A 23,256-nucleotide genomic window follows, 5' to 3' on the forward strand; every position below is an offset into this window, starting at 1 on the left:
GTGACCCATGCCACAGTCAAGGGGGGCTAGCTCAGTGGCTTCAGCTCCTGCAGGAGGGTCGGGATCAGCTCGCTGACCGTCGGGTGGATGTGCATGGTGCGTGAGATCGCGGTGTACGGCAGTTTCGCGCTCATCACGTCGAGGATCGAATGCACCACCTCGTCACCGCCGACGCCGAGGATCGACGCGCCCAGGATCTCCTCGGTGTCGGCGTCGACCACCACTCTCATGAACCCCTGCGTCTCGCCTTTCTCCACGGCCCGCCCGACCCGGGTCATGGGTCGCTCGCCGACCAACGCGCTTCGGCCCGATCTGCGAACCTCGTCGACGGTCATCCCGGCCCGGCCCAGCGGCGGGTCGATGTAGAGCGCGTACGTGGTGACGCGGTCGCTGACGCGGCGCGGATCACCGTCGAGCAGGTTGGCCGCGACGATCTCGAAGTCGTTGTAGGAGGTGTGGGTGAAGGCGCCACGGCCGTTGCAGTCGCCCAGCGCCCAGATGTTGTCGGCGGTGGTGCGCAGCTGGTCGTCGACCACGATGTAGCCGCGGTGGTCGGTCTGCACGCCCGCCGCCTCCAGGCCGAGGTCGTCGGTATTGGGCCGACGGCCCACCGCCAACAACAGATGGCTGCCCGGGATCGGTGCCGCTCCTGCTCTGGGCGTGACGGTGAACCCGTCCGCCTGCTTGGCGAAGCTGATCGCGTCGGCCCCGACGACGACGTCGATGCCCTCGGCCTCGAGGATCTCCCTGATCGCCGCGGACACGTCTTCGTCCTCACGCGCGCTCAGGCGCGGACCCCGCTCGACGACGGTGACCGCCGCGCCGAACCGACGGTACATCTGGGCGAACTCCAGCGCGATGTAGCTGCCGCCGATGATCACCAGGTGCTCGGGAACGACGTCGAGGTCGAGGATCCCGACGTTGGTGAGGTAGTCGATGTCGGCCAGGCCCGGCATGTCCGGGACGACGGCGCGGCAACCGACGTTGAGGAAAATCCGGTCCGCCTCCAGAAGTTCGTCGCCGACCCGCAGCGTGCGCGGCCCCTCGAAGCGGGCGTGCCCGCGTATCAGCGTGCAACCCGGCATGCCTTCGAGCCAGGATTCGACGCTCTCACGGTCCCCGACGCTGATGCGGTCCTTGCGGGCCTTGACCGCGGCCATGTCTACGGTCACGGATGCGGTGCGGATCCCGAAGTCGTTGCCGCGCCGGGCCAGATGCGCCACGTGGGCGCTCGCCACGAGGGTCTTGGTCGGGATGCAGCCGTAGTTCACACAGGTGCCGCCGACGAGCTTGCGTTCGATCACCGCGACGGTTTGCCCGGCGGCGGTGAGCCGGCCGGCCAGCGGCGGGCCGGCCTGCCCGGCGCCGACGATGATCGCGTCGAAATGGCGCTGCTGGCTCACCATTGCCCCTAGACCAGGCTCACCAGGAACGCGACCAGGAGCCCACCGCCGACCGCGAGGACGTCCTCGGTGAACGCGCCGGGCCGGTCGTTGCCGCCCTTGGCCCCGGCCAGCCTGCTGCGCAGCGCCGCGCCGGCGAGAGTGCCGAGGACGGCGCCGACGATCCCCGCGCCGGTGGCGCTGAACGTGTGGAAGAACGCGCTGCCGATGACCGCACCGGAGAACCCGCCGGTGAGCAGGCGGGCGATGAACTGCACGGGCACCTTGCGGCTCGGGGTGCTCGGCAGTTGGTCGGTGACGAGCTCACCGAGCGCGAAGATGGTCAGCACGGTGACGGTCACGGGGTGCGCCATCCATTCCGACCACTTGTCCGCGACGTCGATCCAGCCGAACATCGCGCCCCACGCGACGACGGCGGGGGCCGTCAGCGCACGGGATCCGGCGACGACGCCGATCAACAGGGCCAGCACGAGAACGAGAACCTGCGTCATCGGACCTCCGCACGCCGGGTGGACACCCGGACGCTAACACGGCAGACGGCGCGATGAGCGGTGACGATCAGAAGCGGCAGAAGCGGATGTCCGAAGCCAGAATGGCTTTGGCACCGATCGCGGCCAATTCGTCCATGATCGCGTTGACGTCACGGCGGGGCACCAGGGCGCGCACCGCGACCCAGTCCGGGTCGGCCAGCGGCGCGATGGTCGGCGATTCGAGTCCGGGGGTGACCTCCGTGGCCCGCTCCAGCACCGAACGCGGGCAATCGTAGTCCAGCATCAGATACTGCTGGCCGAACACCACGCCCTGCACGCGGCCCGCCAATTGGTCACGTGCGGAAGCGTTCTCCTCGGCGCCGTCGCGCTCGATCAGCACCGCTTCGGAATCACACAGCGGCTCCCCGAACGCCGCCAGGTTGTGCAGGCCCAGCGTGCGGCCGGACCCGACCACATCGGCGATCGCGTCGGCGACACCGAGCTGCACCGAGATCTCCACAGCCCCGTCAAGCCGGATCACGGTTGCTTCGATCCCCTTGCCCGCCAGATCTTTTCGCACCAGGTTCGGGAACGCCGTGGCGATCCGCTTGCCCTGCAGATCCTCCACCCGCCAGCGCCGGTCGGCGGGCGCGGCGTAGCGGAAGGTCGACGCGCCGAAGCCCAGCGCCAGCCGCTCGCGCACCGGGGCATCGGATTCGCGCGCCAGGTCGCGGCCGGTGATGCCGAAGTCGAGCTGGCCCGAGCCGACATAGATCGCGATGTCTTTGGGGCGCAGGAAGAAGAACTCCACCTGGTTCACCGGGTCGACGACGGTCAAGTCCTTGGTGTCGGTGCGGCGGCGGTATCCGGCCTCGGCGAGGATCTCGGCCGCGGGCTCGCTGAGGGTGCCCTTGTTGGGGACGGCGACGCGCAGCATGTCACAACTTCCCGTACACGTCGTCGAGAGTGAGCCCGCGGGAGAGCATCAGCACCTGCGTCCAATAGAGCAACTGGCTGATCTCCTCGGCAAGCGCATCGTCGCTCTCGTGTTCGGCGGCCAGCCACACCTCGCCGGCCTCTTCGAGAATCTTTTTTCCGATGCCGTGCACGCCGCCGTCGAGTGCGGCGACGGTTCCGCTGCCTGCCGGACGGGTGCGTGCTCGTTCGCTCAGTTCGGCGAACAGCGCATCGAAGGTCTTCACGTTTGGCGATTGTGTCACGTCGGGGCCGCGTAGCCGCGATCGGCCGGGCTCAGCCGGCCCGGCTCGATCGCCGGCTCAGCCGGCCCGGCTCGATCGCCGGCTCAGCCGGCCGCGGTCTTGTTCTCGCGAAGGATCTCGCCGTGCATGTCCTCCAGTGAGACGCCCTTGGTCTCCATCACCCACCGCCACACGAACACACCGGACAGCACCGCGCACAGCCCGTAGAAGCCGTACGCCAGACCGAGGTGGTCGCGCAGGGCGGGGAAGGTGACGGTGATCAGCCAGTTCGCCGCCCACTGGCCCGCGGCGGCCAGGCCGAGCGCCGCGGCGCGGATCCGGTTGGGGAACATCTCCCCGAGCAGCACCCAGACCACCGGGCCCCACGACATGCCGAACGCGACGACGAACAGATTCGCCGCGATCAGCGCGATGACCCCGGAGGCGCCGGGCAGGCTCGGGGTGCCGTCCGGGTTGACCGTTGCGTTGCCGAAGATCACTGCCATCGTGATCAGCGTGACGGCCATGCCCGACGAGCCTATGAGCAGCAGCGGCTTACGCCCGATCTTGTCGATCAAGGCGATCGCGATCAACGTGGTGAGCACGTTGATCACCGAGGTGATCACGGTGTAGATCGCCGACTCGTCGGCGCTGAACCCCACCGCCTGCCACAGCACGTTGCTGTAGTAGAAGATCACGTTGATGCCGACGAACTGCTGGAAGATCGACAGGCCGAGGCCGACCCACACGACGCCGTACAAGCCTCCCGTCGGCTTGCGCAGGTCGCGCCAGGACGGCTTGTCCTCACGTTCCAGCGTCTCGCGGATCCGGACGATGGTGATCTCCAGGTTCTTCTGCCCCAGCAACCTTGTCAGAACCCGGCGTGCTTCCGGAATTCTGTGCGAGGCAACGAGATAGCGCGGCGATTCCGGGATCGTGAAGGCCAGCGCGCCGTACACCACGGCCGGGACCGCCATGGCCAGGAACATCCAGCGCCAGGCGTCCAACCCGAACCACAGCGGCTCGTTCGGGCCGCCGGCCAGCCATTGCAGGATCCAGTTGACCGCGAACGACGCGAAGATGCCTGTCACTATGGCCAGCTGTTGCAGCGATCCGAGCCGACCGCGAATCCCGGGTGGGGAGGTCTCGGCGATGTAGGCCGGCGCGATCACCGATGCCACCCCGACGCCGATACCGCCGACGATGCGGAACAGCACCACGGTCCACACCTCGTGGGCGAAGCCGGTGCCGAAGGCGCTGACCAGGAACAGCACGGCGGCGATCTTCATCACCGCGATGCGGCCGATGCGGTCGGCGATACGTCCGGCGGTCATCGCGCCGGCGGCGGCACCCAGCAACGCCGAGGCGACCGCGAAGCCCAGTTCGGCGTTGCCGATGCCGAAGTCCTCCTGGATGGAGTCCACCGCACCGTTGATGACCGCGCTGTCGTAGCCGAACAGCAGGCCGCCGAGCGCGGCCACCGACGCGATCCGGATCGCGGTCTTGCCGGACGAGAAGTCCTGGCCTTTCTCATAGATCTCCGGGCTCTCCCCGACTGGACCACCGTGACCGGCCATGCGACGACCTTTCCCGCAACGACGCGTGATGAGAATCACATTTAATCACTCGAGACTTCCAGCGGTGGGTGTTCCCGGAAGTACGCGGGACTACGCCTGCGGGGTCGCGCTCAGGCGGTTCGGTCAGGCAGTTCTGCGTCGATCTCGTGATAGATCCGGCGCAGTCCGGCCACGTCGAGGGCGGCCAGTGAGTCGACGTGCCGGCGGCGCAACCCGCCGGGGACCGGCACCTCGTTGGGCACGATGAGCACCGCGCACCCCGCGCGTTCGGCGGCGGCGGCACCGGTCACCGAGTCCTCCACGGCCAGGCACTCCGACGGCGGCAAACCCAGCAGATCGGCGGCGCGCAGATACGGGTCGGGCGCCGGCTTGCCGCTCGGCACTTCGTCGCCGCACACCGTGACCGAGAAGTAGTGCCTGCCGATGCTGTCGAGCGCGCGCTCGGCGAGCTGGCGCGCGGTATTGGTCACCAGCGCCGTCGGCATGCGTTCGGCGGCCAGCGCTTCCAGCATCTCCCGGGCGCCGGGACACCACGGCAGGCCGTCGTCGAACAGGTCGGCGGTGTGGTCGTGCAACCAGCGGATCGACTCGGTCATCGCCACCGGGTCGGGATCCAGGCCCAGTTCGGCGTAGGCGGTCTGCATCGTCTCCTCCGCCGACGCGCCCACCAGCGCGGTCCTGGTCTCACGGCTCAGCACCCCGCCGTAGCTCTCATAGAGCGCCGAAAGTGAGACATCCCACAGCTTTTCGGAATCCACGAGGGTTCCGTCCATGTCCCACAACACCGCTCGCACGCCGACCATTCTGGCATGTGCAGGGGAGGTGACGCCAACCGCCGGATACGCGGACCCGCCGGGGAGCTCCAGCACTGCGCACGCGGCCGGCCTCCGGAAAAGACGCGTAGCGTTCCTGAAACGCTTTGCGCTCCTGCACTTTTGGCGGCTCAGTCCTCCGGATTGTAGCCGAGATTAGGCGCGAGCCAGCGTTCGGCTTCCTGCAGGGTCCAGCCCTTGCGCCTCGCGTAGTCGGCGACCTGATCCTGGGCCAGCCGGCCAACCACGAAGTACTGCGACTGGGGATGCGAGAAGTACCAGCCGCTGACCGCGGCACCGGGCCACATCGCCATCGACTCGGTCAGCTCGATGCCGGTGCGCTCCTTGACGTCCATCAACCTGAAGAGCGTCACCTTCTCGGTGTGCTCCGGGCACGACGGGTAGCCCGGCGCGGGGCGGATCCCCACGTACTTCTCCGCGATGAGCGCGTCGTTGTCCAGCCGCTCGTCGGGCTGATAGCCCCAGAACTCCGTGCGGACCCTCTGGTGCATCCGTTCGGCGAACGCCTCGGCCAGCCGGTCGGCGAGCGATTCCAGCAGGATCGCGCTGTAATCGTCGTTGGCCGCCTTGAATTCGGCGATCTTCTCACCGCTGCCGAGCCCCGCGGTGACGGCGAACGCGCCGATGTAGTCGGCCAGACCGGTGTCTTTCGGCGCGATGAAGTCGCTCTGCGACCGGTTGGGGATACCTTCGCGGTGCTCACCCTGCTGACGCAGATTGTGCAACGTGGTCAGCACCTCGGCGCGGGTGTCGTCGGTGTACACCTCGATATCGTCACCGACGGCGTTGGCCGGGAAGAACCCGATCACCGCGTTGGCTGTCAGCCACTTCTCCTTGATCAGGGTGTCGAGCATCTCTTGGGCGTCGTCGTACAACTTGCGGGCGGCCTCCCCCGACGCCGGATTGTTCAGGATGTCGGGGAAGCGGCCCTTCATCTCCCAGGCGTTGAAGAACGGCTGCCAGTCGATGTACTCGCGCAGTTCGGCGAGGTCGTAGTCGCCGAACTCGCGCACCCCGATTCCCTGGGCGGGCACCGGCGGTGTGTAGCCGTCCCACTCGATCGGCGTCCGGTTCGCGCGCGCCTTCTCCAACGTCACCATCGGCCGCTCGTTCTTCTGGGCGTGCCGTTCGCGCAGGGACGCGTAATCCTTCTCGGTGGCCTCCAGCAGGGCCGGTCGCTGCTTGTCGTCCAGAAGCGCGGCCGCGACGGGCACCGACCGGGAGGCGTCCTTGACCCAGACCACCGGACCGCTGCGGCGCGGCGCCACCTTCACGGCAGTGTGGGCGCGCGAGGTGGTCGCGCCACCGATCAGCAGCGGGATCTCCAGCCCCGCGCGTTCCATCTCGACGGCGAAGTTGACCATCTCGTCCAGCGACGGCGTGATCAGCCCGGACAGCCCGATGATGTCGGCGTCATGTTCCCTGGCCGCGTCCAGAATCTTGCTCGCGGGCACCATCACACCGAGGTCGATCACTTCGAAGTTGTTGCACTGCAGGACTACCCCGACGATGTTCTTGCCGATGTCGTGGACGTCACCCTTGACGGTCGCCATCACGATCGTGCCGTTGGTGTCCTTCGCGGCTCGACCATTGCGTGTCGCTTCGCTCGCCCCGCCGTTGGCTTCCTTCTCGGCCTCGATGAACGGCAGCAGGTACGCGACGGCCTTCTTCATCACGCGCGCGGACTTCACCACCTGGGGCAGGAACATCTTGCCGGAGCCGAACAGGTCACCGACGACGTTCATGCCATCCATCAGCGGGCCCTCGATCACCTCGATCGGCCGTCCTCCGGCGGCGGCGATCTCGGCCCGCAGCTCCTCGGTGTCGTCGTCGACGTGCGCGTCGATGCCCTTGACCAGGGCGTGCGTGATCCGCTCCCGGACCGGCAAGGATCGCCACTCGGCAGCCTGCGGGTCCTCCCCCTTGTCGGACTGGTTGAACCGCTCGGCGATGTCCAGCAGGCGCTCGGCCGCGTCCTCGCGACGGTTGAGCACGACGTCTTCGATGCGCTCGCGCAGTTCCGGGTCGATCGAGTCATACGGCACCAGCGCACCGGCGTTGACGATGCCCATGTCCAGGCCGGCCTTGATGGCGTGGAACAGGAACACCGCGTGGATCGCCTCGCGGACCGGGTTGTTGCCCCGGAACGAGAACGACACGTTCGAGATACCGCCGGAGATGTGCACCCCTGGCAGGTTCTCCTTGATCCAGGCGCAGGCCTCGATGAAGTCGATCCCGTACGTGGCGTGCTCCTCGATACCGGTGGCCAGCGCGAAGCAGTTCGGGTCGAAGATGATGTCCTCGGGCGGGAAACCGACCTCCTCGGTCAGGATCCGGTAGGCACGCCCGCAGATTTCCTTGCGCCGCTCCAGGTTGTCGGCCTGACCCTGCTCGTCGAAAGCCATCACCACCACGGCGGCGCCGTACTTGCGGCACAGCCGGGCCTCCCGGATGAACTTCTCCTCGCCCTCCTTCATGGAGATCGAGTTCACGATCGGCTTGCCCTGCACGTTCTTCAGGCCGGCCTCGATGACCTCCCATTTGGAGGAGTCGATCATCACCGGGACGCGGCTGATGTCCGGCTCGGCCGCGATCAACTTGGTGAACCGGTCCATCGCGGCGACGCCGTCGATCATGCCCTCATCCATGTTGATGTCGATGACCTGCGCACCGGCCTCCACCTGCTGCAGGGCCACCGAGAGCGCGGTGTCATAGTCCTGCGCCTTGATCAGGTTGCGGAATCGGGCCGAACCGGTGATGTTGGTGCGCTCACCGATGTTGACGAACAGGGAGTCGTCGGTGATGTTGAGCGGTTCCAGACCCGCGAGCCGGGTGGCCACCGGGATCTGCGCCACCTCACGCGGTGGTGTGCCCTCGACGGCCTTGGCGATCGCGGCGATGTGCGCCGGCGTCGTCCCGCAGCAGCCGCCGACCAGGTTGATGAAGCCGGCCTCGGCGAAGTCGGCGACGTAGCCGGCCTGGCGCTCGGGGGTCTCGTCGTACTCGGCGAACGCGTTGGGCAGGCCGGCGTTCGGGTAGCAGGAGACGAAGGTGTCCGCGATCCGCGACATCTCGGCGATGTACGGCCTCATCTCCGGCGCGCCCAGCGCGCAGTTGAGCCCGACCGCGAGCGGATGCGCGTGCCTGATCGAGTTCCAGAACGCTTCGGTGACCTGACCGGACAGCGTCCGCCCGGAGGCGTCGGTGATGGTGCCCGAGATGATCACCGGCCAGCGGCGTCCGCGCTTCTCGAACAGCGTCTCGATGGCGAACACCGCGGCCTTGGCGTTGAGCGTGTCGAAGATCGTCTCGACGATGATCAGGTCTGCGCCGCCGTCGACCAGGCCATTCGCTGCCTCCAGGTAGGCGGCGACCAGCTGGTCGTAGGACACGTTGCGGGCACCGGGGTCGTTGACGTCCGGCGAGATCGACGCGGTCCGTGTCGTCGGTCCCAGCGCCCCGGCGACGTAGCGCGGCTTGTCCGGGGTGCTGAACTCGTCACAGGCCGCCCGGGCCAGCGCGGCGCCGGCGAAATTCAGTTCGTAGCTCAGTTCCTCCATGCCGTAGTCGCCGAGCGAGACCGCGTTCGCATTGAAGGTGTTGGTCTCCAGGATGTCGGCACCGGCTTCGAGGTACTCGCGGTGGATCGCCTCGATGATCTGCGGCTGCGTCAGGTTGAGCAGGTCGTTGTTGCCCTGCAGGTCGCTCGGCCAGTCCTTGAAGCGCTCGCCGCGATAGCCGGCCTCGTCCGGTCGGTCCCGCTGGATGGCCGTGCCCATCGCCCCGTCGATGACCATGATCCGCCGGCGCAGCGCGGCCGTGAGTTCGTCGGTGCAGTCAGGCCGGACGTTCGGCGTGAGCGCAGTCGGCACGGAGGCGTTCGACCCGGAGATGCTCTGCTCAGAGGCGTTCACGTGCGTTCCTTCCTTAGCGGAAGGCGTCCTTGACTCTGCCGAGCGTGGCGGATACCGAAGGGACCTGGTCCCCCAGATAACCGTTGCAACGCCTCTCGACCTCAGAAAGTCTACGACGTCACCCGATCGACGTCTGGACGCCCATCTCGTCGTTGTGGTCGACCCCGACCCGCGTGGCGGTCGCGATGCGCTTGACCGGCAGCGCGTAACCAAGGTTAACCGGGGTGGCGCCGACGGAATTTCGTCTCGACTCCGAACCCCGTCGACGACACGTCGCGCAGGTCCGTGCGGTACCCGCGGTTGTTTGCGCCAGTCACACCGCCAGGGTAGTCGGGCACACAACTCCCAGCGCGGGTCGATGCCCGTCATCGAGGGCACGCAAGGCTTACGCTGGCCTGGTGACACCCTCGGATTTCGGCGGTCCGAAGCGATCCGACCTGCCCGACCTGCGCGACACGATCGTCGTCGCGGCGTTCGAGGGCTGGAATGACGCCGGCGACGCGGCCAGCGATGCGCTGGAGCACCTGGACGCGATCTGGGAAGCCGAGACCATCGTCGAGATCGACGACGAGTCGTACTACGACTACCAGGTCAACCGGCCGGTGATCCGCCAGATCGACGGCGTCACCCGCGAGCTGGTGTGGCCGTCGATGCGGATCTCACACTGCCGCCCTCCCGGCAGCGACCGCGACATCGTGCTGATGCACGGCGTCGAACCGAACATGCGCTGGCGCACCTTCTGCGCGGAGTTGCTGACGATCGCCGAGAAGCTCAACGTGCATACCGTTGTCATCCTGGGCGCACTGCTGGCCGACACGCCCCACACCCGCCCGGTTCCGGTGTCCGGCGCGGCGTATTCGGCGGACTCGGCCAAGACGTTCGGTCTGGAGGAGACCCGCTACGAAGGGCCGACGGGGATCGCCGGGGTGTTTCAGGACGCGTGTGTGCAGGCCGGTATCCCCGCGGTGACGTTCTGGGCCGCGGTTCCGCACTACGTCTCGCAGCCGCCGAATCCGAAGGCCACGGTGGCGCTGCTGCGCCGGGTCGAGGATGTCCTCGACATCGAGGTGCCGCTGGACGACCTGCCCGCTCAGGCCGAGGAATGGGAGCAGGCGGTCACCGAGATGACCTCGGAGGACGACGAGGTCGCCGAGTACGTGCAATCGCTGGAGGAACGCGGCGACGCCGAGGTCGACATGAACGAGGCGCTGGGCAAGATCGACGGCGACGCGCTGGCCGCGGAGTTCGAGCGCTACCTGCGCCGCCGCGGTCCCGGCTTCCGCGGCTGACGCGCCCGGTTCTCAGCGAGCCGTTTTCAGTGCGAGCGTGCGCAAACTCCGTCGTCAGCGCGGTGTGTCGACCGCAGACACGCACGCTCGGCAGGAAGAGGAGCCTGCGTTAGATGCGCTCGGGCTGAGGCGACTTCCAGGTGCCGTTGAGCGCGTCGGGCTTGGGCCAGTACAGGCGCAGCACCAGCGCGAACGGCCCTTTCGGGGCGGGCAGCCAGTTGGCTTCCTTCTCGATGCCCGGTGATTCGTTCTGGATGTAGAACGTGTATCCACCGTCGCTGTCGGGCACCAGGCTGGGCAGCATCTCCGAATTGATCAGGTAGCGGTTCATCGCGTTGGGCACGAGCCGGCTGGCCGGCAGTTCGTACATGGTCAGCGACCAGAACGAGTTCACCGGGGGCAGTTGGCCGGACGGGAACCGGAACACGTAGTCGTTCGCGCCCGACAGGGGCTGACCGGTGGAGTCGTTGAACGCGCCCGGATAGATGGCCTCGGCGGCGGTGTTGCCGTAGATGCCGAGGACGGCGCCGGCCATCCGGTACAGATAGTTGCCCTTGAGGTCCTCCTGCGTACCGAAGAACTGCGCCGAACCGACCTCGCCGGTGTCGACCTTGGTCTTCTTGAACGTGTCGAACTCGGTCCAGGCGTCGGCCATGCCGCCCTCGATCGCGGCGCGCATCTCGGGGCTCAAGGTGTCGGCGTCGAAATCGCCGTCCGGGCCCACCCCGATCCGCGCGAAGCGGTCCCGCAGCCCTTCCTCGCCGGGCAGCACCGGCGCATACCGCATTGCGAAGTTCAAGATCTCGAAGAACTGCGGCGACGTGCGCTGCTGTTCCGGCGGGAGCGGCGGGACGAAGTCGATCGCCGGCGCCGGCTCCGGCGAGGGCTGGTTGAGGTACACCGACAGCGGGGCGACCTGGTAGCCCGCCTGGATCTTGCGGACCTCCTCGATGTCCGACGGTCCGAACAGCTGGGTGCGGTAGAGCACGAAGGCCAACTCGGTGTCCGAGCGGATGACCTCGTCGATGCCCTCGGGTTTCTCGCCCTGCCACCCGGGTCCGGCCAGCAGATACCGTCCGCCGCCGTTTCCGGTGGTGCGGCTGCCCGTGTAGGCGAAGTTGTAGGTGTAGCCGTCGACGAACTGAAGGGAGTAGTAGCGGTCCTGCTGGATCGGCGGCACGGTCAGTACCAGCGGCTCGGTCCGCAGGTCCGCCCCGACGAACGAGTACGGGGTGTCAGAGTTCGGCGTCTGGATCGCCGTGTCGTCGGGCGTATAGACCCGCGCGGTGCTGTGCACCTCATTCCAGCCGCCCTTGTACTCCGGGTCCTGTCGGTCGACGAAGTACGAATACTGCACCCGATAGTTGTCGACCATCGGGAAGCCGTAGACATAGGCCTGTTTGGCGATCGCCCGCGCCTCGGCGGGGCTGACCTGCGCGGCGGGCTCCGGCGCCGGCGACGTCGAGGTGTCCTCGGGTGTGGACGTGTCGGTGCCGCATGCCGCGAGCAGCAGCAAGGCCACCGCGGCGGCGGTCGGGCGGCGCAGTGACAGCATCAACGGTCCTCCAGTTCCTGGGTGCGGGCGCCCAACGACCGGCCCAGCGCGGCGACCTCGGCGTCCATCCGGGGCAGCAGGTCGGGGATGAACTTGAGCACCTGCTGTTCGCCGAGGCGCGTGGAGAGCAGGGGTTTGAGCCAGCGCAGCAGCCCGACCCAGCCCGGACAGTTGATCTAGCGCCTGCGCTGTTCGATGCCGGCCACGAAGGCCTCCCCGCACGCCTCGACGGAGGTGGTTCTGTTCAGCGGGAACGGCAGCCGGCTGAGCATCTCGGTGAACGTCGACAGGTCGGCCTTGGTGTCGTTGACGAGCGGGGTGTCGATCCAGGACATGTGCGCCGACCCGACGGCGACGCCGCGGAACCCGACCTCCAGGCGCAGCGCGTTGGCGAACTGCTCGACGGCGGCCTTGGACGCGTTGTAGGGCGCCAGGCCCGGTGCGGCCGCGTACGCGGCCAGCGACGACACGATCAGCACGTAGCCGCGCCGCTCCGGCACCGACGGCAGAGTGGCGCGCACCGTGTGGAACACGCCGGTGACGTTGACCTCCATCAGCGTGCGGAAGGCTTTGGGGTCGACCTGTAGCACCGAGCCGTAGGAGGCGATGCCGGCGTTGGCCATCACGATGTCGATACCGCCGAACCGCTCCACGGCACTCGCGGCGGCGCTCTCCATGGCCGAGAGGTCACGGACGTCGGCGACCACGGTGTGCACCCGGTCGGTGCCCAGAGCCTCGCGCAGTGCGGTCAGCGGCGCCTCGTCCAGGTCGGTGAGCACGAGGCGGGCACCTCTGGCGTGCAGGCGCCGCGCGACCTCGGCGCCGACGCCGCGGGCCCCTCCGGTGATGAACGCAGTTGTTCCGGCCACCGATGTCATGGCCGAAACCTACTCCCTGACCGCGGGTTTACAGCTGAACGCCGAGGAGCGCGTCGACCGCGGTGGCCACCGTCTGGCCCGCGGTCTCGTCGTGGCCGCCGTAAGACAACGCATCGGTGGCCCAACCATCCAGCGCCGCAAGAGCTTTCGGGGTGTCGAGGTCGTCGGCCAGGTAGCGGCGCACGCGGGCCACCACATCGGCGGCGTCGGGCGCGCCGTCCAGGGCCGTCGCACTGCGCCACCGGTGCAGCCGCGCCAGGGCCTCGTCGAGCACGTCGGCGCTCCAGAAGCGGTCCTCGCGGTAGTGGCCGGCGAACAGCCCGAGCCGGACGGCGGCGGGGTCGACTCCGTCGCGGCGCAGCTGGGACACCAGCACCAGATTGCCGCGGCTCTTCGACATCTTGTGGCCCTCCCAGCCGATCATGCCGGAGTGGACGTAGTGCCGGGCGAAACGCCGCTCCCCCGAGACGCATTCAGCGTGCGCGGCGGAGAACTCGTGGTGCGGGAAGATCAGGTCGCTGCCTCCGCCCTGGATGTCCAGGCCGGTCCCGATGCGGCTGAGCGCGATCGCCGCGCACTCGACGTGCCAGCCCGGCCGCCCGGGACCGAACGGCGAGGGCCAACTGGGTTCGCCGGGACGCTCGGCACGCCACAGCAGCGCATCCAGCGGATCGCTTTTGCCGGGCCGGTCCGGGTCGCCGCCGCGTTCGCCGAACAGGGCCAGCATGGTGGCGCGGTCGTAGCCGGATTCATAACCGAACTGCACGGTGGCGTCGGCGCAGAAGTACACGTCCGGGTATCGCGCGTCGTCGACCACGTATGCCGCGCCGCAGGCCAGCATCTTCTCCACCAGTTCGATGACCTCGGCGATGGCCTCGGTGGCGGCGACGTAGTCGCGCGGCGGCAGCACCCGCAGGGCCGCCATGTCCTGGCGGAACAGCTCGGTCTCGCGGTCCCCGAGCTCGCGCCAGCCGATGCCGTCGCGCTGTGCCCGTTCGAACAGCGGGTCGTCGACGTCGGTGATGTTCTGCACGTAGTGCACGTCGTGGCCGCCGTCGAGCCACAGCCGGTGCACCAGGTCGAACGTCAGGTAGGTGGCGGCGTGCCCGAGATGGGTGGCGTCATACGGGGTGATCCCGCACACGTACATCGTCGCGGTGGCGCCGGACGCCACCGGCCGCACCTGACGATCCGCGCTGTCGTAGAGCCGCAACTGCGGCCCTCGCCCAGGCAGCGCCGGCACGTTCGGCGCGGACCACGATTGCATAGCCTCGACTCTAGACATCGTCGAAACCGACAATTCCGACGGCTGTTTCATTCCCGGTTGGCCGACCAGATCCCCTCCAGCAGGACCCGGGCCAACTCAGGTCGGCACATCAACAGATCCGGGAGGTAGGGATCGCGTCGGTTGTAGATCAGCGGTGAACCGTCGATGCGGGAGGCGTGCATCCCGGCGGCCCACAGCACACCGGCGGGCGCGGCCGAATCCCACTCCCACTGACCACCGGCGTGCAGGTAGGCGTCGACGTCGCCGCGCACCACCGCCATCGCCTTGGCACCGGCCGAGCCGATCCGGACCAACTCGATGTCGAGGTGTTCGCGCAGCCGCCACAGCACCGCGGGCGGGCGGTTGGAGCTGGCGGTGACACGGATGGGGCCCTCGCGGCGCCGCGGCGGCGGGCTGACCGTGTCGGTGCGGTAGACCTCGCCGCGGGCGGGCAACGCGACGGCGGCGTCGGTGATGGTGGGCGTGCCGTGCGCCGACGAGCGTTGCCACAACGCGATGTGCACCGCCCAGTCGGTGCGGCCGGGCATCGAGTACTCATAGGTGCCGTCGACGGGATCGACGATCCACACCCGGTCGGCGTCGACGCGCGACACGTCGTCGACAGCCTCCTCGGACAGCACCGCATCGTGCGGACGGGTCTCGTGCAGCCGGTCCAGGATGAGCGTGTTGGCGCGCATGTCCCCGGCGTCGCCGAGGTCGTACGGGTCGTAGAACGCTCCGGACCCGAACTGCTCGCGCATCGCCAGCAGCAGCTCACCGGCCTCTTCGGCCACCGCGGCGGCCAGTGCTGCGTCGGTGAGAGTCACCCGGCAAGTAGATCACGTCAGAATGCCGGCCATGGGATCGGCCGTCGCCGGTCGGGTGTCGGCATCACCGGATTGCGCAGCAGGCCAACGACTCTGGACCGCAAGGCGGCAACCTCACGGGGGGTGATCAGCCCGCACAGCTCGGCCCCGAGGTCGCCGTCGAGTTTCCCGCCCAGAACCGCGATGTCGGCGAGCATGTCGTCGTCGACCGGTTTGCCCGCCCACCCCCACAACACGGTGCGCAATTTGTCCTCGACGTGCAGCGTGACGCCGTGGTCGACGCCGTAGACGCATCCGTCGACACCGTGCAGCACATGGCCGCCCTTGCGGTCGGCGTTGTTGACCAGCACGTCGAACACCGCGATGCGGCGCAGTCGCACGTCGTCGGCGTGCACCAGGGTGACCTCGTCGCCGGCGTAGTCGTAAGCCTGCAGCACGGGCAGGAACCCCGGCGGGATCTCCCCCGCGGGCAGCAGGTCGATCAGGTCGGGACCGGCATCGGCCTCGGCGTCCGGGTCTTCGTCACCGGGCTGGTCGACCCAGCGCTGCAGCATGCCGGACCCGGCCGGACCGTCCCGAATGATGGTGTAGGGCACCACGTTCCAGCCCAGTGCCGCCGACACCAGGTACGAGGCGACCTCGCGTCCGGCCAGGGTCCCGTCGGGGAAGTCCCACAGCGGGGCCTCACCGCGGACCGGCTTGTAGACGCAGTGCGTGACGATCTCGCCGAGGGTGGCCTCGCACAGGAACGTGGCGTTGCTCGCCGATCGGATCCGGCCGAGCACGGTCAGCTCGCCGCGCTGCAGGACCTCAGAGCTCGTCATCGTCGGGACCGGAGAGTGCACCGCGCCGGTAACCGTTGGTTCGGACGCAGATGTGGCCCTCGGGGTCCAGCGGTTCCTCGCACAGCGGGCACGGCGGGCGCCCGGCCGAGATCACCCGGTTGGACCGGGCGGCGAACTGGCGGGCCGACTCGGGGGTCAGGAACACCCGCACCGCGTCGGGTCCCTCCTCGGCGTCGTCGAGGACGACGGAGGCGTCGAATTCCGTCTCCGAGACGGCGAGCAGCTCGACGACGACGGTCTGGGCCTCCGAATCCCAGCCCAGCCCCATGGTGCCCACCCGGAACTCCGCGTCCACGGGGGTGATCAGCGGGCTGAGGTCGTCGACCTCGCCGGTCTCGGGCGGGATCGGGGTGCCGAAGCGGCGGTTGATCTCCAACAACAGCGCGGCGATGCGCTCGGCGAGCACGGCCACCTGCTGCTTTTCCAGCACCACCGACACGACCCGCTTGTCGTGGACGGCCTGTAGGTAGAACGTCCGGTTTCCCGGTTCGCCGACCGTCCCAGCCACGAAGCGGTCGGGTGTGCGGAAGACGTGGATTTCGCGGGCCATGGCAGTTTCCAAAATACCGTCAGCCGGTGGATCCGCCGACCACGGCGTCTCCGCTGGGGACCTCGCCGGCGTCGGGCTTGTCGGCAGCAGGTGGGGCCGACAGCGTGGCGTTCAGCGCCACACCGGTGTGATTGACGTGGATGACGAACGGGCGCAGCGGGGTGTAGCGCACGACGCTGACCGACGCCGGGTCGGCGTTGATGCGCTGGAAGCTGTCCAGGTGGCTGCCCAGCGCGTCGGCCAGGACGGACTTGATCACATCGCCGTGGGTACAGGCGATCCACAGCGCGTCACCGCCGTGTTCGTCGGCGAGCCTGCGGTCGTGTTCCCGCACCGCGGCGACCGCGCGTGCCTGCACCCCGGCCAGCCCCTCGCCGTCGGGGAACACCGCGGCGCTGGGCTGCTGCTGCACCACCGCCCACAGCGGCTCCTTGACCAGGTCGCCGATCTTGCGGCCGGTCCAGGATCCGTAGTCGACCTCGGTGATGCGGTCGTCGACGACAGGCTCCAGGCCGAGCGCGGCGGCCAGGGGTTCGACGGTGCGTTCGCACCGCAGCAGCGGCGAGCGCACGATGGCCCGGATCGGCAGCTCACCGAGCCGCTCGACCAAAGCCGAGGCCTGTTCGCGGCCGCGGTCGTCGAGGTCGACGCCCGCGGAGCGCCCCGCAAGCGTGTGTGCGGTGTTCGAGGTCGAGCGGCCGTGCCGCAGTAGCAGGACAGTCATGTCGCGGCCACCACCCCCGTGGAGAGCAGGATCAGCACCACGCTGCCGAGCAGCACGCGGTAGCCGACGAACCAGTACATGCTGTGCCGCACCAGGAACCGCAGGAACCACGCCACCGCGGCGTATCCGACCACGAACGCGATCACGGTCGACACGAGAAGCTGAGCTCCGCTGGCGCTCATGCCCTCTCCAGCAGGGTTGAACGCGTCGGGCAGCGAGAACAGCCCCGAGGCGAACACCGCCGGGATGGCGAGCAGGAACCCGAAACGGGCGGCGAGCTCGCGTTCCATACCGAGGAACAGGCCCGCGCTGATCGTGGCGCCCGACCGCGACACCCCGGGTACCAGGGCCAGGCACTGCGCGAGACCGACGATCACGCTGTCCTTCCATGTGAGTTGCTCGACGCGCCGGGTCTGCCTGCCGGCGTACTCGGCGGCAGCGATCACGAACGAGAACACGATCAGTGCCGTGGCCACCAGCCACAGGTTGCGCGCGCCGGTACGGATCTCGTCCTTGAACAGCAGCCCGACCACGCTGATCGGGATCGTGCCGATGATCACCCACCAGCCCAGCCAGTAGTCGGCGTTGCGCTCGCCGGCGCGGAACAGCCCCGCGAACCAGGCCTTGACGATCCGCACGATGTCGCGCGCGAAGTAGACGAGCACCGCGGCTTCGGTGCCGAGCTGGCTCACCGCGGTGAAAGACGCTCCCGCGTCACCGTCGAAGAACACCTTCGACGCGATCGCGAGGTGTCCCGACGAGGACACCGGCAGGAATTCGGTGAGTCCCTGCAGCACTGAGAGGACGACGACCTGCAGCCACGACATCTCCGCCAGCCCCGTCACGACGACGACCGTACCGTGGCGCGGGCCGGGCCGCGCTCAGCGGCCGTTGCGGTTGACCGGCTGCGCGTCGGCGACCGCGTCGCGCACGGCGGCGATCACGCTGCGCTCGTCGGTCATGTCGATATCGGTGAGCTTGCGGGTCGCGACGGCCACCACGTCTTCGGCTTGCGGGACCGGATTGCGCAGCCGGGGTCGGTACACCTCGACGACCAATGTCACCTGACGGTCCGAGTGGGACGCGCAGAAAGCGAAGCTGCGCCCGTCGCCGAGTTCGCCGAAACCGCTGGCGTGCACGCCGGTGGTGATGACTTCGACCGTGAAGCCCCGGCCAGTGACGTCGCTGTCAGCTGTGAGGGTCATGGTATGGACCATACCGCCGTTGGACGCACCGAGGAGCCCCGACGCCACCGGACCACCGTTACGACGTTGCATACACTGACTCTCCGAATCGATCCCCGCCGAACCCGAACCGAGAGCTACCCGTTGTCGCGCCACATAAACTCACCATGTCACCTGGTTCGTCTGGGGATCGCTGCGTTGGCGTTGACGCTGGTGACCGGCTGTTCGTCGAATCCGGTGGACGCGCCTCCCCCGACGATCGAGCCCGCGCGCGCCGCGGACTCGCCGCCGGTCACCACGGCCCCCGAAGGACAGGTGTTTCCGCTGGCCGCCGACGCGCTGACCGCGGCCTTCGACGCGGCGACCGGGTCGCTGCTGGTGCTCTCCCCCGGCTCGGACGGTGCGACGCTGACCGTCCTCGGGCGCTCCGGCACGCAGACCCCGGTCACGCTGGCCGGCCCGGCGACGGCGGTGACCACCGACGGCGAGGGCCGGGCGTTCCTGTCGACCCGGGGCGGCTACTACCGGTTCGACATCGCAGCCGGCGCGGCCACCAAGGTGGACGTCGAAGGTCACGACGGGGTGGACTTCACCGCGATCGCCCGGCGCTCCGACGGCCGGTTGGTGCTGGGCAGCGACGACGGGACGGTGTATACGCTGGCCTCCGAGCGTTCGGTCGGCGCGCAGCTGAAGATCTTCGCCCGGGTCGATGCCCTTGTCACCCAGGGCGATACCGCGGTGGTGCTCGACCGCGGCCAGACCTCGGTGACGAGCCTGAACGTCGAGGGCACCAAGTCCGAACACGCGCTGCGCGCCGGTGAGGGCGCCACCACGATGGCCGCCGACGGCGCCGGACGCGTGCTGGTCACCGACACCCGCGGCGGTGAACTGCTGGTGTACGGCCTGAACCCGCTGATCCTGCGGCAGCGCTACCCGGTGCCCGGTTCCCCGTACGGGGTGGCCGGCTCAGCGGGCCGCAACGGTCTGGCCTGGGTGGCGCAGACCGCGACGAACACCGTCGTTGGATACGATCTGGCAACCGGCATCCCCGTCGAGAAGGTGCGATATCGAACCGTGCGGCAACCGAACTCCCTGGCATTCGACGACACGTCGAACACCCTCTACGTGGTGTCCGGCGCGGGAGCCGGTGTGCAGGTGATCCCGGAGGCCGCGCCGTGAGCGCCGCACGCGGACGGATGCCGGCGGCGTGGAGCAAGGCGGTGGCCGAGGATCCGGGCGATTACGAGTGGATCCCGCTGAAGTTGCCACCGGAGGTCACGCGGGTCACGGCTTCCACGCGGCTGGCGATCGAGGCGGAGTATCGCGGCTGGGAGCTGACCCGGGTCCGGCTCTACACCGACGGGTCGAGGCGCGTGCTGCTGCGCCGCAAGAAGCGCCCCGATGCCGCCCCCGGGCCCGACCAGCCGGGGCTGTAGATGTACACCGCACTGCGCAAGGCGCTGTTTCTGGCGCCGGCCGAACGCATCCACACGATCGTGTTTCGCGGTCTGCGGGCCGCCACCCGGCCCGCACCGCTGCGCCGGCAGCTGACCCGCCGACTGGCCCCGCACGATCCCGTTCTGGCCAGCACCGTGTTCGGGGTGCACTTCCCCGGACCCGTGGGCCTGGCGGCCGGATTCGACAAGGACGGACTCGGGCTGCACACCTGGGGCGCACTGGGTTTCGGCTTCGCCGAGATCGGCACCGTGACGGCGCAGGCGCAGCCCGGGAATCCGTCTCCGCGGCTGTTCCGGCTGCCCGCCGACCGGGCGCTGCTCAACCGCATGGGATTCAACAATCACGGGGCCGGTGAGCTGGCGACCCGGCTGGCACGCCATGCGCCCGACGTGCCGGTCGGCGTCAACATCGGCAAGACGAAGGTGACCCCGCCCGAGCGCGCCGCCGAGGACTACGCCGAGAGCGCGCGACTGCTCGGCCCGCTGGCGTCCTACCTCGTGGTCAACGTCAGCTCGCCCAACACCCCCGGTCTGCGCGATCTGCAGTCCGTGGAGTCGCTGCGGCCCATCCTGTCCGCGGTGCTCGCCGAGACGTCGACCCCGGTGCTGGTCAAGATCGCACCTGATCTGGCCGATCAGGACATCGACGAAATCGCAGATCTCGCAGTCGATCTCGCGCTGGCCGGTATCGTCGCGACCAACACCACCGTGTCGCGTGACGGCCTCGCCACACCCGGAGCGGCCGAACTCGGCGCCGGCGGGGTCTCCGGCCCTCCGGTGGCGCGCCGCGCGCTGGAGGTGCTGCGCCGCCTGTACGCGCGCGTCGGCGACCGTCTGGCACTGGTCAGCGTGGGCGGCATCGAGACGGCCGACGACGCCTGGGAGCGCATCACCTCCGGCGCCTCACTGCTGCAGGGCTACACCGGGTTCGTCTACGGCGGTGGGCTGTGGGCCAAGACCCTCAACGACGGCATCGCCGCCCGCCTCCGCGAGAACGGATTCTCCTGCCTCACAGAGGCGGTCGGCTCGACGATGGGCAAGTGAACCGGCACGAGGGCACGTCAGGTCCCACAGGCCCCACCTATCCACGCTTTGCAGGCGTTCTCTCGCACTTTCCCTGCAAAAGGTGGATAGGTGAAACGACTGTGGTCCGGAGCGCTCTGCGTCAGTTCTGTTCGTAGGTGCCGGTGATCAGCGCGCGGGCGATCGCATGCCCGAACAGGTTGAACCCGAGGTAGGCCGGGGTGGCGTCGGCGGGCACACCGAGCTTCTCGACCCCGACCGCGTGGACGGCGACGATGTAGCGGTGCGGGCCGTGCCCGGCCGGCGGGGCGGCGCCGATGAAGCGCTTCAGCCCAGCGTCGTTGGCCAGAGTGACCGCGTCACCGGGGAATCCGCTCGCGCTGCCGTCGCCGACACCTGCGGGCAGGTCAGTGACCGTCGCGGGCAGGTTGAACACCGCCCAGTGCCAGAACCCGGAGACCGTCGGGGCGTCCGGGTCGAAGACCGTGACGGCGAAACTGCGGGTCTCCTCGGGGAACCCGGACCAGCTCAGCTGCGGCGAGATGTCGGACCCGCCGGCACCCATGATGCCGCTGACCTGATCCTTGCCCCAGGGCTGACCGTCGTCGAACGACTGCGAGGTGACGGTGAAGGTGGGCAATGGGGGAAGGAACGAGTACGGGTCGTAGTCGAACGCCATGGCGGAGGATCCCTTTCAGTCGGATTACTACGAGTGCAGCAGGAAGTGCTCGAGCACCTGCGCGCCGAACTTCAGCGCATCCACGGGTACCCGTTCGTCGACGCCGTGGAACAGGGCGGCGAAGTCCAGTTCGGGCGGCAACCGCAGCGGGGCGAAGCCGAAGCAGCGAATCCCCAAGCGGGCGAAGTGTTTTGCGTCGGTGCCCCCGGACAGCATGTAGGGCACGGTCCGCGCATCCGGGTCGGTGGCCAGGATCGCGTCGTTCATCGCATCCAGCAGTTCACCGTCGAACGGCGTCTCATACGACGGCAGGTTGGTGATCCACTCGCGTTGGACGTCGGGGCCGATCAGCTCGTCGACCTCCCGCTCGAACTCGGCAAGTCGGCCCGGCAACACCCGGCAGTCGATGACGGCTTCGGCGGTGCCCGGGATGACGTTGGCCTTGTAACCGGCCTTGAGCATCGTCGGGTTGGCGGTGTCGCGCAGCGTGGCGCCGACGATGCGGGCGATCCCGCCGAGTTTGGCGACCGTGCCCTCGATGTCGGGTGACGCGGGGTCGAAGGTGTAGCCGGTCTCCTCACCGACCGCGGTGAGGAACTGCTCGACCGATTCGGTCAGCACGATCGGGAACCGGTGCCTGCCCAGCTTGGCGACCGCCTCGGCGACGGCGGTGACGGCGTTGTCGTCGTGCACCATCGAGCCGTGCCCGGCGCGGCCGCGCGCGGTCAGGCGCATCCACAGCATCGCCTTCTCGGCAGTCTCGATCAGGTACAGCCGCCGCTCGCCGCCGTCGCGGCGCGGCACGGTCAGCGAGAACCCGCCGACCTCGCCGACCGCCTCGGTGACGCCGTCGAACAGGTCCGGCCGGTGGTCCACGAGCCATTTGCAGCCGTAGTTGCCGCCGGCCTCCTCATCGGAGACGAACGCGAACACCAGGTCTCGCGGAGGCACGATGCCGTGGCGTTTGAAGTGCCGGGCGACCGCGATGATCATCCCGACCATGTCCTTCATGTCGACCGCGCCGCGGCCCCAGACGTAGCCGTCCTCGACGGCGCCGGAGAACGGGTGCACGCTCCAGTCCGACGCCTCGGCGGGCACCACGTCCAGGTGGCCGTGCAGCATCAGCGCGCCTCGGGAGCGGTCGGCGCCTTCGAGCCGGGCGAAGACGTTGGCCCGGCCCGGCGCGCCCGCCTCGACGTACTCGCAGGTGTATCCGACCTCAGCGAGCTGATCGGCCACCCAGCGGGCGCATTCGGCCTCGCCCCTGGTGGTGGCCGGCTCCCCGGTGTTGGAGGTGTCGAACCGGATCAGCGTGCTGACAAGGTCGACGACCTCGTCGGCCGGCGTGACGCCACCATCGGAAAGTCCGCTCACATGTCCCTTTCTAACACTGCCGTGCTCGGCTGGTTTGGGCCCGGGGCGGCTCATCCGTTAGCCTTAAGCGCCGCACAGCAGGTCCGAGTGGCGGAATGGCAGACGCGCTAGCTTGAGGTGCTAGTGCCCTATTAACGGGCGTGGGGGTTCAAGTCCCCCCTCGGACACTCTTCTCCAGCTCCCCCACTTGTGGGGGCCGCACCCGCAG

At 68.8% G+C, this 23,256-nt stretch carries 21 protein-coding genes, 1 tRNA gene and 1 pseudogene; 5 read left to right on the plus strand and 18 right to left on the minus strand.

All coding sequences use genetic code 11. From position 1 onward, the window contains the following. Positions 1-26 precede the first annotated feature (26 nt). From KXD97_RS25615 to metH, 7 genes are all read right to left on the minus strand, one after another. Positions 27-1,403, minus strand: coding sequence for an FAD-containing oxidoreductase (locus KXD97_RS25615; RefSeq protein ID WP_260753400.1), 1,377 nt, complete (start codon positions 1,401-1,403; stop codon positions 27-29). Between the two features lie 8 nt (positions 1,404-1,411). Continuing rightward, positions 1,412-1,894 (minus strand): DUF4126 family protein, encoded by a 483-nt coding sequence (locus KXD97_RS25620; RefSeq protein ID WP_260753401.1) that lies wholly within the window; start codon positions 1,892-1,894, stop codon positions 1,412-1,414. 67 nt (positions 1,895-1,961) lie between these two features. Beyond that, positions 1,962-2,810, minus strand: a complete 849-nt coding sequence (hisG, locus tag KXD97_RS25625) for an ATP phosphoribosyltransferase (protein WP_260753402.1) — start codon at positions 2,808-2,810, stop codon at positions 1,962-1,964. 1 nt (position 2,811) lies between these two features. Next, on the minus strand, positions 2,812-3,093 hold the full coding sequence (locus KXD97_RS25630) for a phosphoribosyl-ATP diphosphatase (protein WP_260753403.1): 282 nt from the start codon (positions 3,091-3,093) through the stop codon (positions 2,812-2,814). 83 nt (positions 3,094-3,176) lie between these two features. Further along, positions 3,177-4,649 carry a sugar porter family MFS transporter gene (locus KXD97_RS25635; RefSeq protein WP_260753404.1) on the minus strand — a complete coding sequence of 491 codons (1,473 nt, stop codon included), beginning with the start codon at positions 4,647-4,649 and terminating at the stop codon, positions 3,177-3,179. Positions 4,650-4,759: 110 nt separating this feature from the next. Further along, positions 4,760-5,443 carry an HAD family phosphatase gene (locus KXD97_RS25640; protein WP_260753405.1) on the minus strand — a complete coding sequence of 228 codons (684 nt, stop codon included), beginning with the start codon at positions 5,441-5,443 and terminating at the stop codon, positions 4,760-4,762. 149 nt (positions 5,444-5,592) lie between these two features. After that, positions 5,593-9,396, minus strand: a complete 3,804-nt coding sequence (gene metH, locus KXD97_RS25645) for a methionine synthase (protein WP_260753407.1) — start codon at positions 9,394-9,396, stop codon at positions 5,593-5,595. A 398-nt stretch (positions 9,397-9,794) separates the two neighbouring features. Here metH and KXD97_RS25650 point away from each other — a divergent pair, with 398 nt between their 5' ends. Beyond that, positions 9,795-10,685 (plus strand): PAC2 family protein, encoded by an 891-nt coding sequence (locus KXD97_RS25650; protein WP_260753409.1) that lies wholly within the window; start codon positions 9,795-9,797, stop codon positions 10,683-10,685. A 109-nt stretch (positions 10,686-10,794) separates the two neighbouring features. Here KXD97_RS25650 and KXD97_RS25655 read toward each other — a convergent pair whose 3' ends face one another. The 9 genes and pseudogenes from KXD97_RS25655 to KXD97_RS25695 all read right to left on the minus strand — a co-directional run bounded on the left by KXD97_RS25655 (position 10,795) and on the right by KXD97_RS25695 (position 18,536). Continuing rightward, entirely contained in the window at positions 10,795-12,240 is a 1,446-nt protein-coding gene (locus tag KXD97_RS25655) for a DUF1254 domain-containing protein (protein ID WP_260753410.1), read from the minus strand. Further along, a pseudogene (locus tag KXD97_RS25660) lies at positions 12,240-13,118 on the minus strand (SDR family oxidoreductase). Before KXD97_RS25660 ends, KXD97_RS25655 begins: the two are co-directional and overlap by 1 nt. Before the next feature lie 28 nt (positions 13,119-13,146). Then, positions 13,147-14,385, minus strand: a complete 1,239-nt coding sequence (mshC, locus tag KXD97_RS25665; RefSeq protein WP_260753411.1) for a cysteine--1-D-myo-inosityl 2-amino-2-deoxy-alpha-D-glucopyranoside ligase — start codon at positions 14,383-14,385, stop codon at positions 13,147-13,149. 47 nt (positions 14,386-14,432) lie between these two features. Beyond that, positions 14,433-15,212, minus strand: coding sequence for a 3'(2'),5'-bisphosphate nucleotidase CysQ (locus KXD97_RS25670; RefSeq protein ID WP_260753413.1), 780 nt, complete (start codon positions 15,210-15,212; stop codon positions 14,433-14,435). Between the two features lie 17 nt (positions 15,213-15,229). Next, complete coding sequence (locus KXD97_RS25675; RefSeq protein WP_260753414.1) at positions 15,230-16,036, minus strand: SCO1664 family protein; 807 nt, start codon at positions 16,034-16,036, stop codon at positions 15,230-15,232. Next, positions 16,023-16,607 carry a DUF3090 domain-containing protein gene (locus KXD97_RS25680; RefSeq protein WP_260753420.1) on the minus strand — a complete coding sequence of 195 codons (585 nt, stop codon included), beginning with the start codon at positions 16,605-16,607 and terminating at the stop codon, positions 16,023-16,025. Before KXD97_RS25680 ends, KXD97_RS25675 begins: the two co-directional genes overlap by 14 nt. Positions 16,608-16,626: 19 nt before the next feature. Further along, a complete protein-coding gene (locus KXD97_RS25685) occupies positions 16,627-17,331 on the minus strand; it encodes a histidine phosphatase family protein (protein ID WP_260753422.1) in 705 nt (234 codons plus the stop codon). After that, complete coding sequence (locus KXD97_RS25690; protein ID WP_260758150.1) at positions 17,328-18,158, minus strand: undecaprenyl-diphosphate phosphatase; 831 nt, start codon at positions 18,156-18,158, stop codon at positions 17,328-17,330. Before KXD97_RS25690 ends, KXD97_RS25685 begins: the two co-directional genes overlap by 4 nt. A gap of 54 nt (positions 18,159-18,212) precedes the next feature. Beyond that, positions 18,213-18,536, minus strand: a complete 324-nt coding sequence (locus KXD97_RS25695) for a hypothetical protein (RefSeq protein ID WP_260753424.1) — start codon at positions 18,534-18,536, stop codon at positions 18,213-18,215. A 123-nt stretch (positions 18,537-18,659) separates the two neighbouring features. Here KXD97_RS25695 and KXD97_RS25700 point away from each other — a divergent pair, with 123 nt between their 5' ends. From KXD97_RS25700 to KXD97_RS25710, 3 genes are read left to right on the plus strand one after another with little or no spacing between them, the layout of a single operon-like run. Next, positions 18,660-19,694, plus strand: coding sequence for a hypothetical protein (locus KXD97_RS25700; RefSeq protein ID WP_396884560.1), 1,035 nt, complete (start codon positions 18,660-18,662; stop codon positions 19,692-19,694). A gap of 17 nt (positions 19,695-19,711) precedes the next feature. Continuing rightward, a complete protein-coding gene (locus KXD97_RS25705) occupies positions 19,712-19,951 on the plus strand; it encodes a DUF5703 family protein (RefSeq protein WP_260758152.1) in 240 nt (79 codons plus the stop codon). Continuing rightward, positions 19,952-21,016, plus strand: coding sequence for a quinone-dependent dihydroorotate dehydrogenase (locus tag KXD97_RS25710; protein WP_260753427.1), 1,065 nt, complete (start codon positions 19,952-19,954; stop codon positions 21,014-21,016). A gap of 121 nt (positions 21,017-21,137) precedes the next feature. Here the strand turns inward: KXD97_RS25710 and KXD97_RS25715 are convergent, their stop codons facing one another. Beyond that, on the minus strand, positions 21,138-21,674 hold the full coding sequence (locus KXD97_RS25715; protein WP_260753428.1) for a YbhB/YbcL family Raf kinase inhibitor-like protein: 537 nt from the start codon (positions 21,672-21,674) through the stop codon (positions 21,138-21,140). Between the two features lie 27 nt (positions 21,675-21,701). Then, positions 21,702-23,048, minus strand: a complete 1,347-nt coding sequence (locus KXD97_RS25720; protein WP_260753430.1) for a M20/M25/M40 family metallo-hydrolase — start codon at positions 23,046-23,048, stop codon at positions 21,702-21,704. Between the two features lie 81 nt (positions 23,049-23,129). Between KXD97_RS25720 and KXD97_RS25725 the strand changes: the two genes are divergently transcribed. After that, positions 23,130-23,215, plus strand: a tRNA-Leu gene (locus KXD97_RS25725). Positions 23,216-23,256: the final 41 nt, after the last annotated feature.

The organism is Mycobacterium sp. SMC-8 (genome assembly GCF_025263565.1).
In the GTDB taxonomy this organism is placed as follows: domain Bacteria; phylum Actinomycetota; class Actinomycetes; order Mycobacteriales; family Mycobacteriaceae; genus Mycobacterium.

Coding starts and splice junctions, on each gene's coding strand:
- KXD97_RS25635 (WP_260753404.1), bottom strand. CDS start 4,649: ATGGCCGGTCACGGTGGTCCAGTCGGGGAGAGCCCGGAGATCTATGAG.
- KXD97_RS25710 (WP_260753427.1), top strand. CDS start 19,952: ATGTACACCGCACTGCGCAAGGCGCTGTTTCTGGCGCCGGCCGAACGC.
- KXD97_RS25680 (WP_260753420.1), bottom strand. CDS start 16,607: ATGGCCCGCGAAATCCACGTCTTCCGCACACCCGACCGCTTCGTGGCT.
- KXD97_RS25685 (WP_260753422.1), bottom strand. CDS start 17,331: ATGACTGTCCTGCTACTGCGGCACGGCCGCTCGACCTCGAACACCGCA.
- KXD97_RS25655 (WP_260753410.1), bottom strand. CDS start 12,240: ATGCTGTCACTGCGCCGCCCGACCGCCGCCGCGGTGGCCTTGCTGCTG.
- KXD97_RS25695 (WP_260753424.1), bottom strand. CDS start 18,536: ATGACCCTCACAGCTGACAGCGACGTCACTGGCCGGGGCTTCACGGTC.
- KXD97_RS25620 (WP_260753401.1), bottom strand. CDS start 1,894: ATGACGCAGGTTCTCGTTCTCGTGCTGGCCCTGTTGATCGGCGTCGTC.
- hisG (WP_260753402.1), bottom strand. CDS start 2,810: ATGCTGCGCGTCGCCGTCCCCAACAAGGGCACCCTCAGCGAGCCCGCG.
- KXD97_RS25675 (WP_260753414.1), bottom strand. CDS start 16,036: ATGACGAGCTCTGAGGTCCTGCAGCGCGGCGAGCTGACCGTGCTCGGC.
- KXD97_RS25705 (WP_260758152.1), top strand. CDS start 19,712: ATGCCGGCGGCGTGGAGCAAGGCGGTGGCCGAGGATCCGGGCGATTAC.
- KXD97_RS25690 (WP_260758150.1), bottom strand. CDS start 18,158: ATGTCGTGGCTGCAGGTCGTCGTCCTCTCAGTGCTGCAGGGACTCACC.
- KXD97_RS25715 (WP_260753428.1), bottom strand. CDS start 21,674: ATGGCGTTCGACTACGACCCGTACTCGTTCCTTCCCCCATTGCCCACC.
- mshC (WP_260753411.1), bottom strand. CDS start 14,385: ATGCAATCGTGGTCCGCGCCGAACGTGCCGGCGCTGCCTGGGCGAGGG.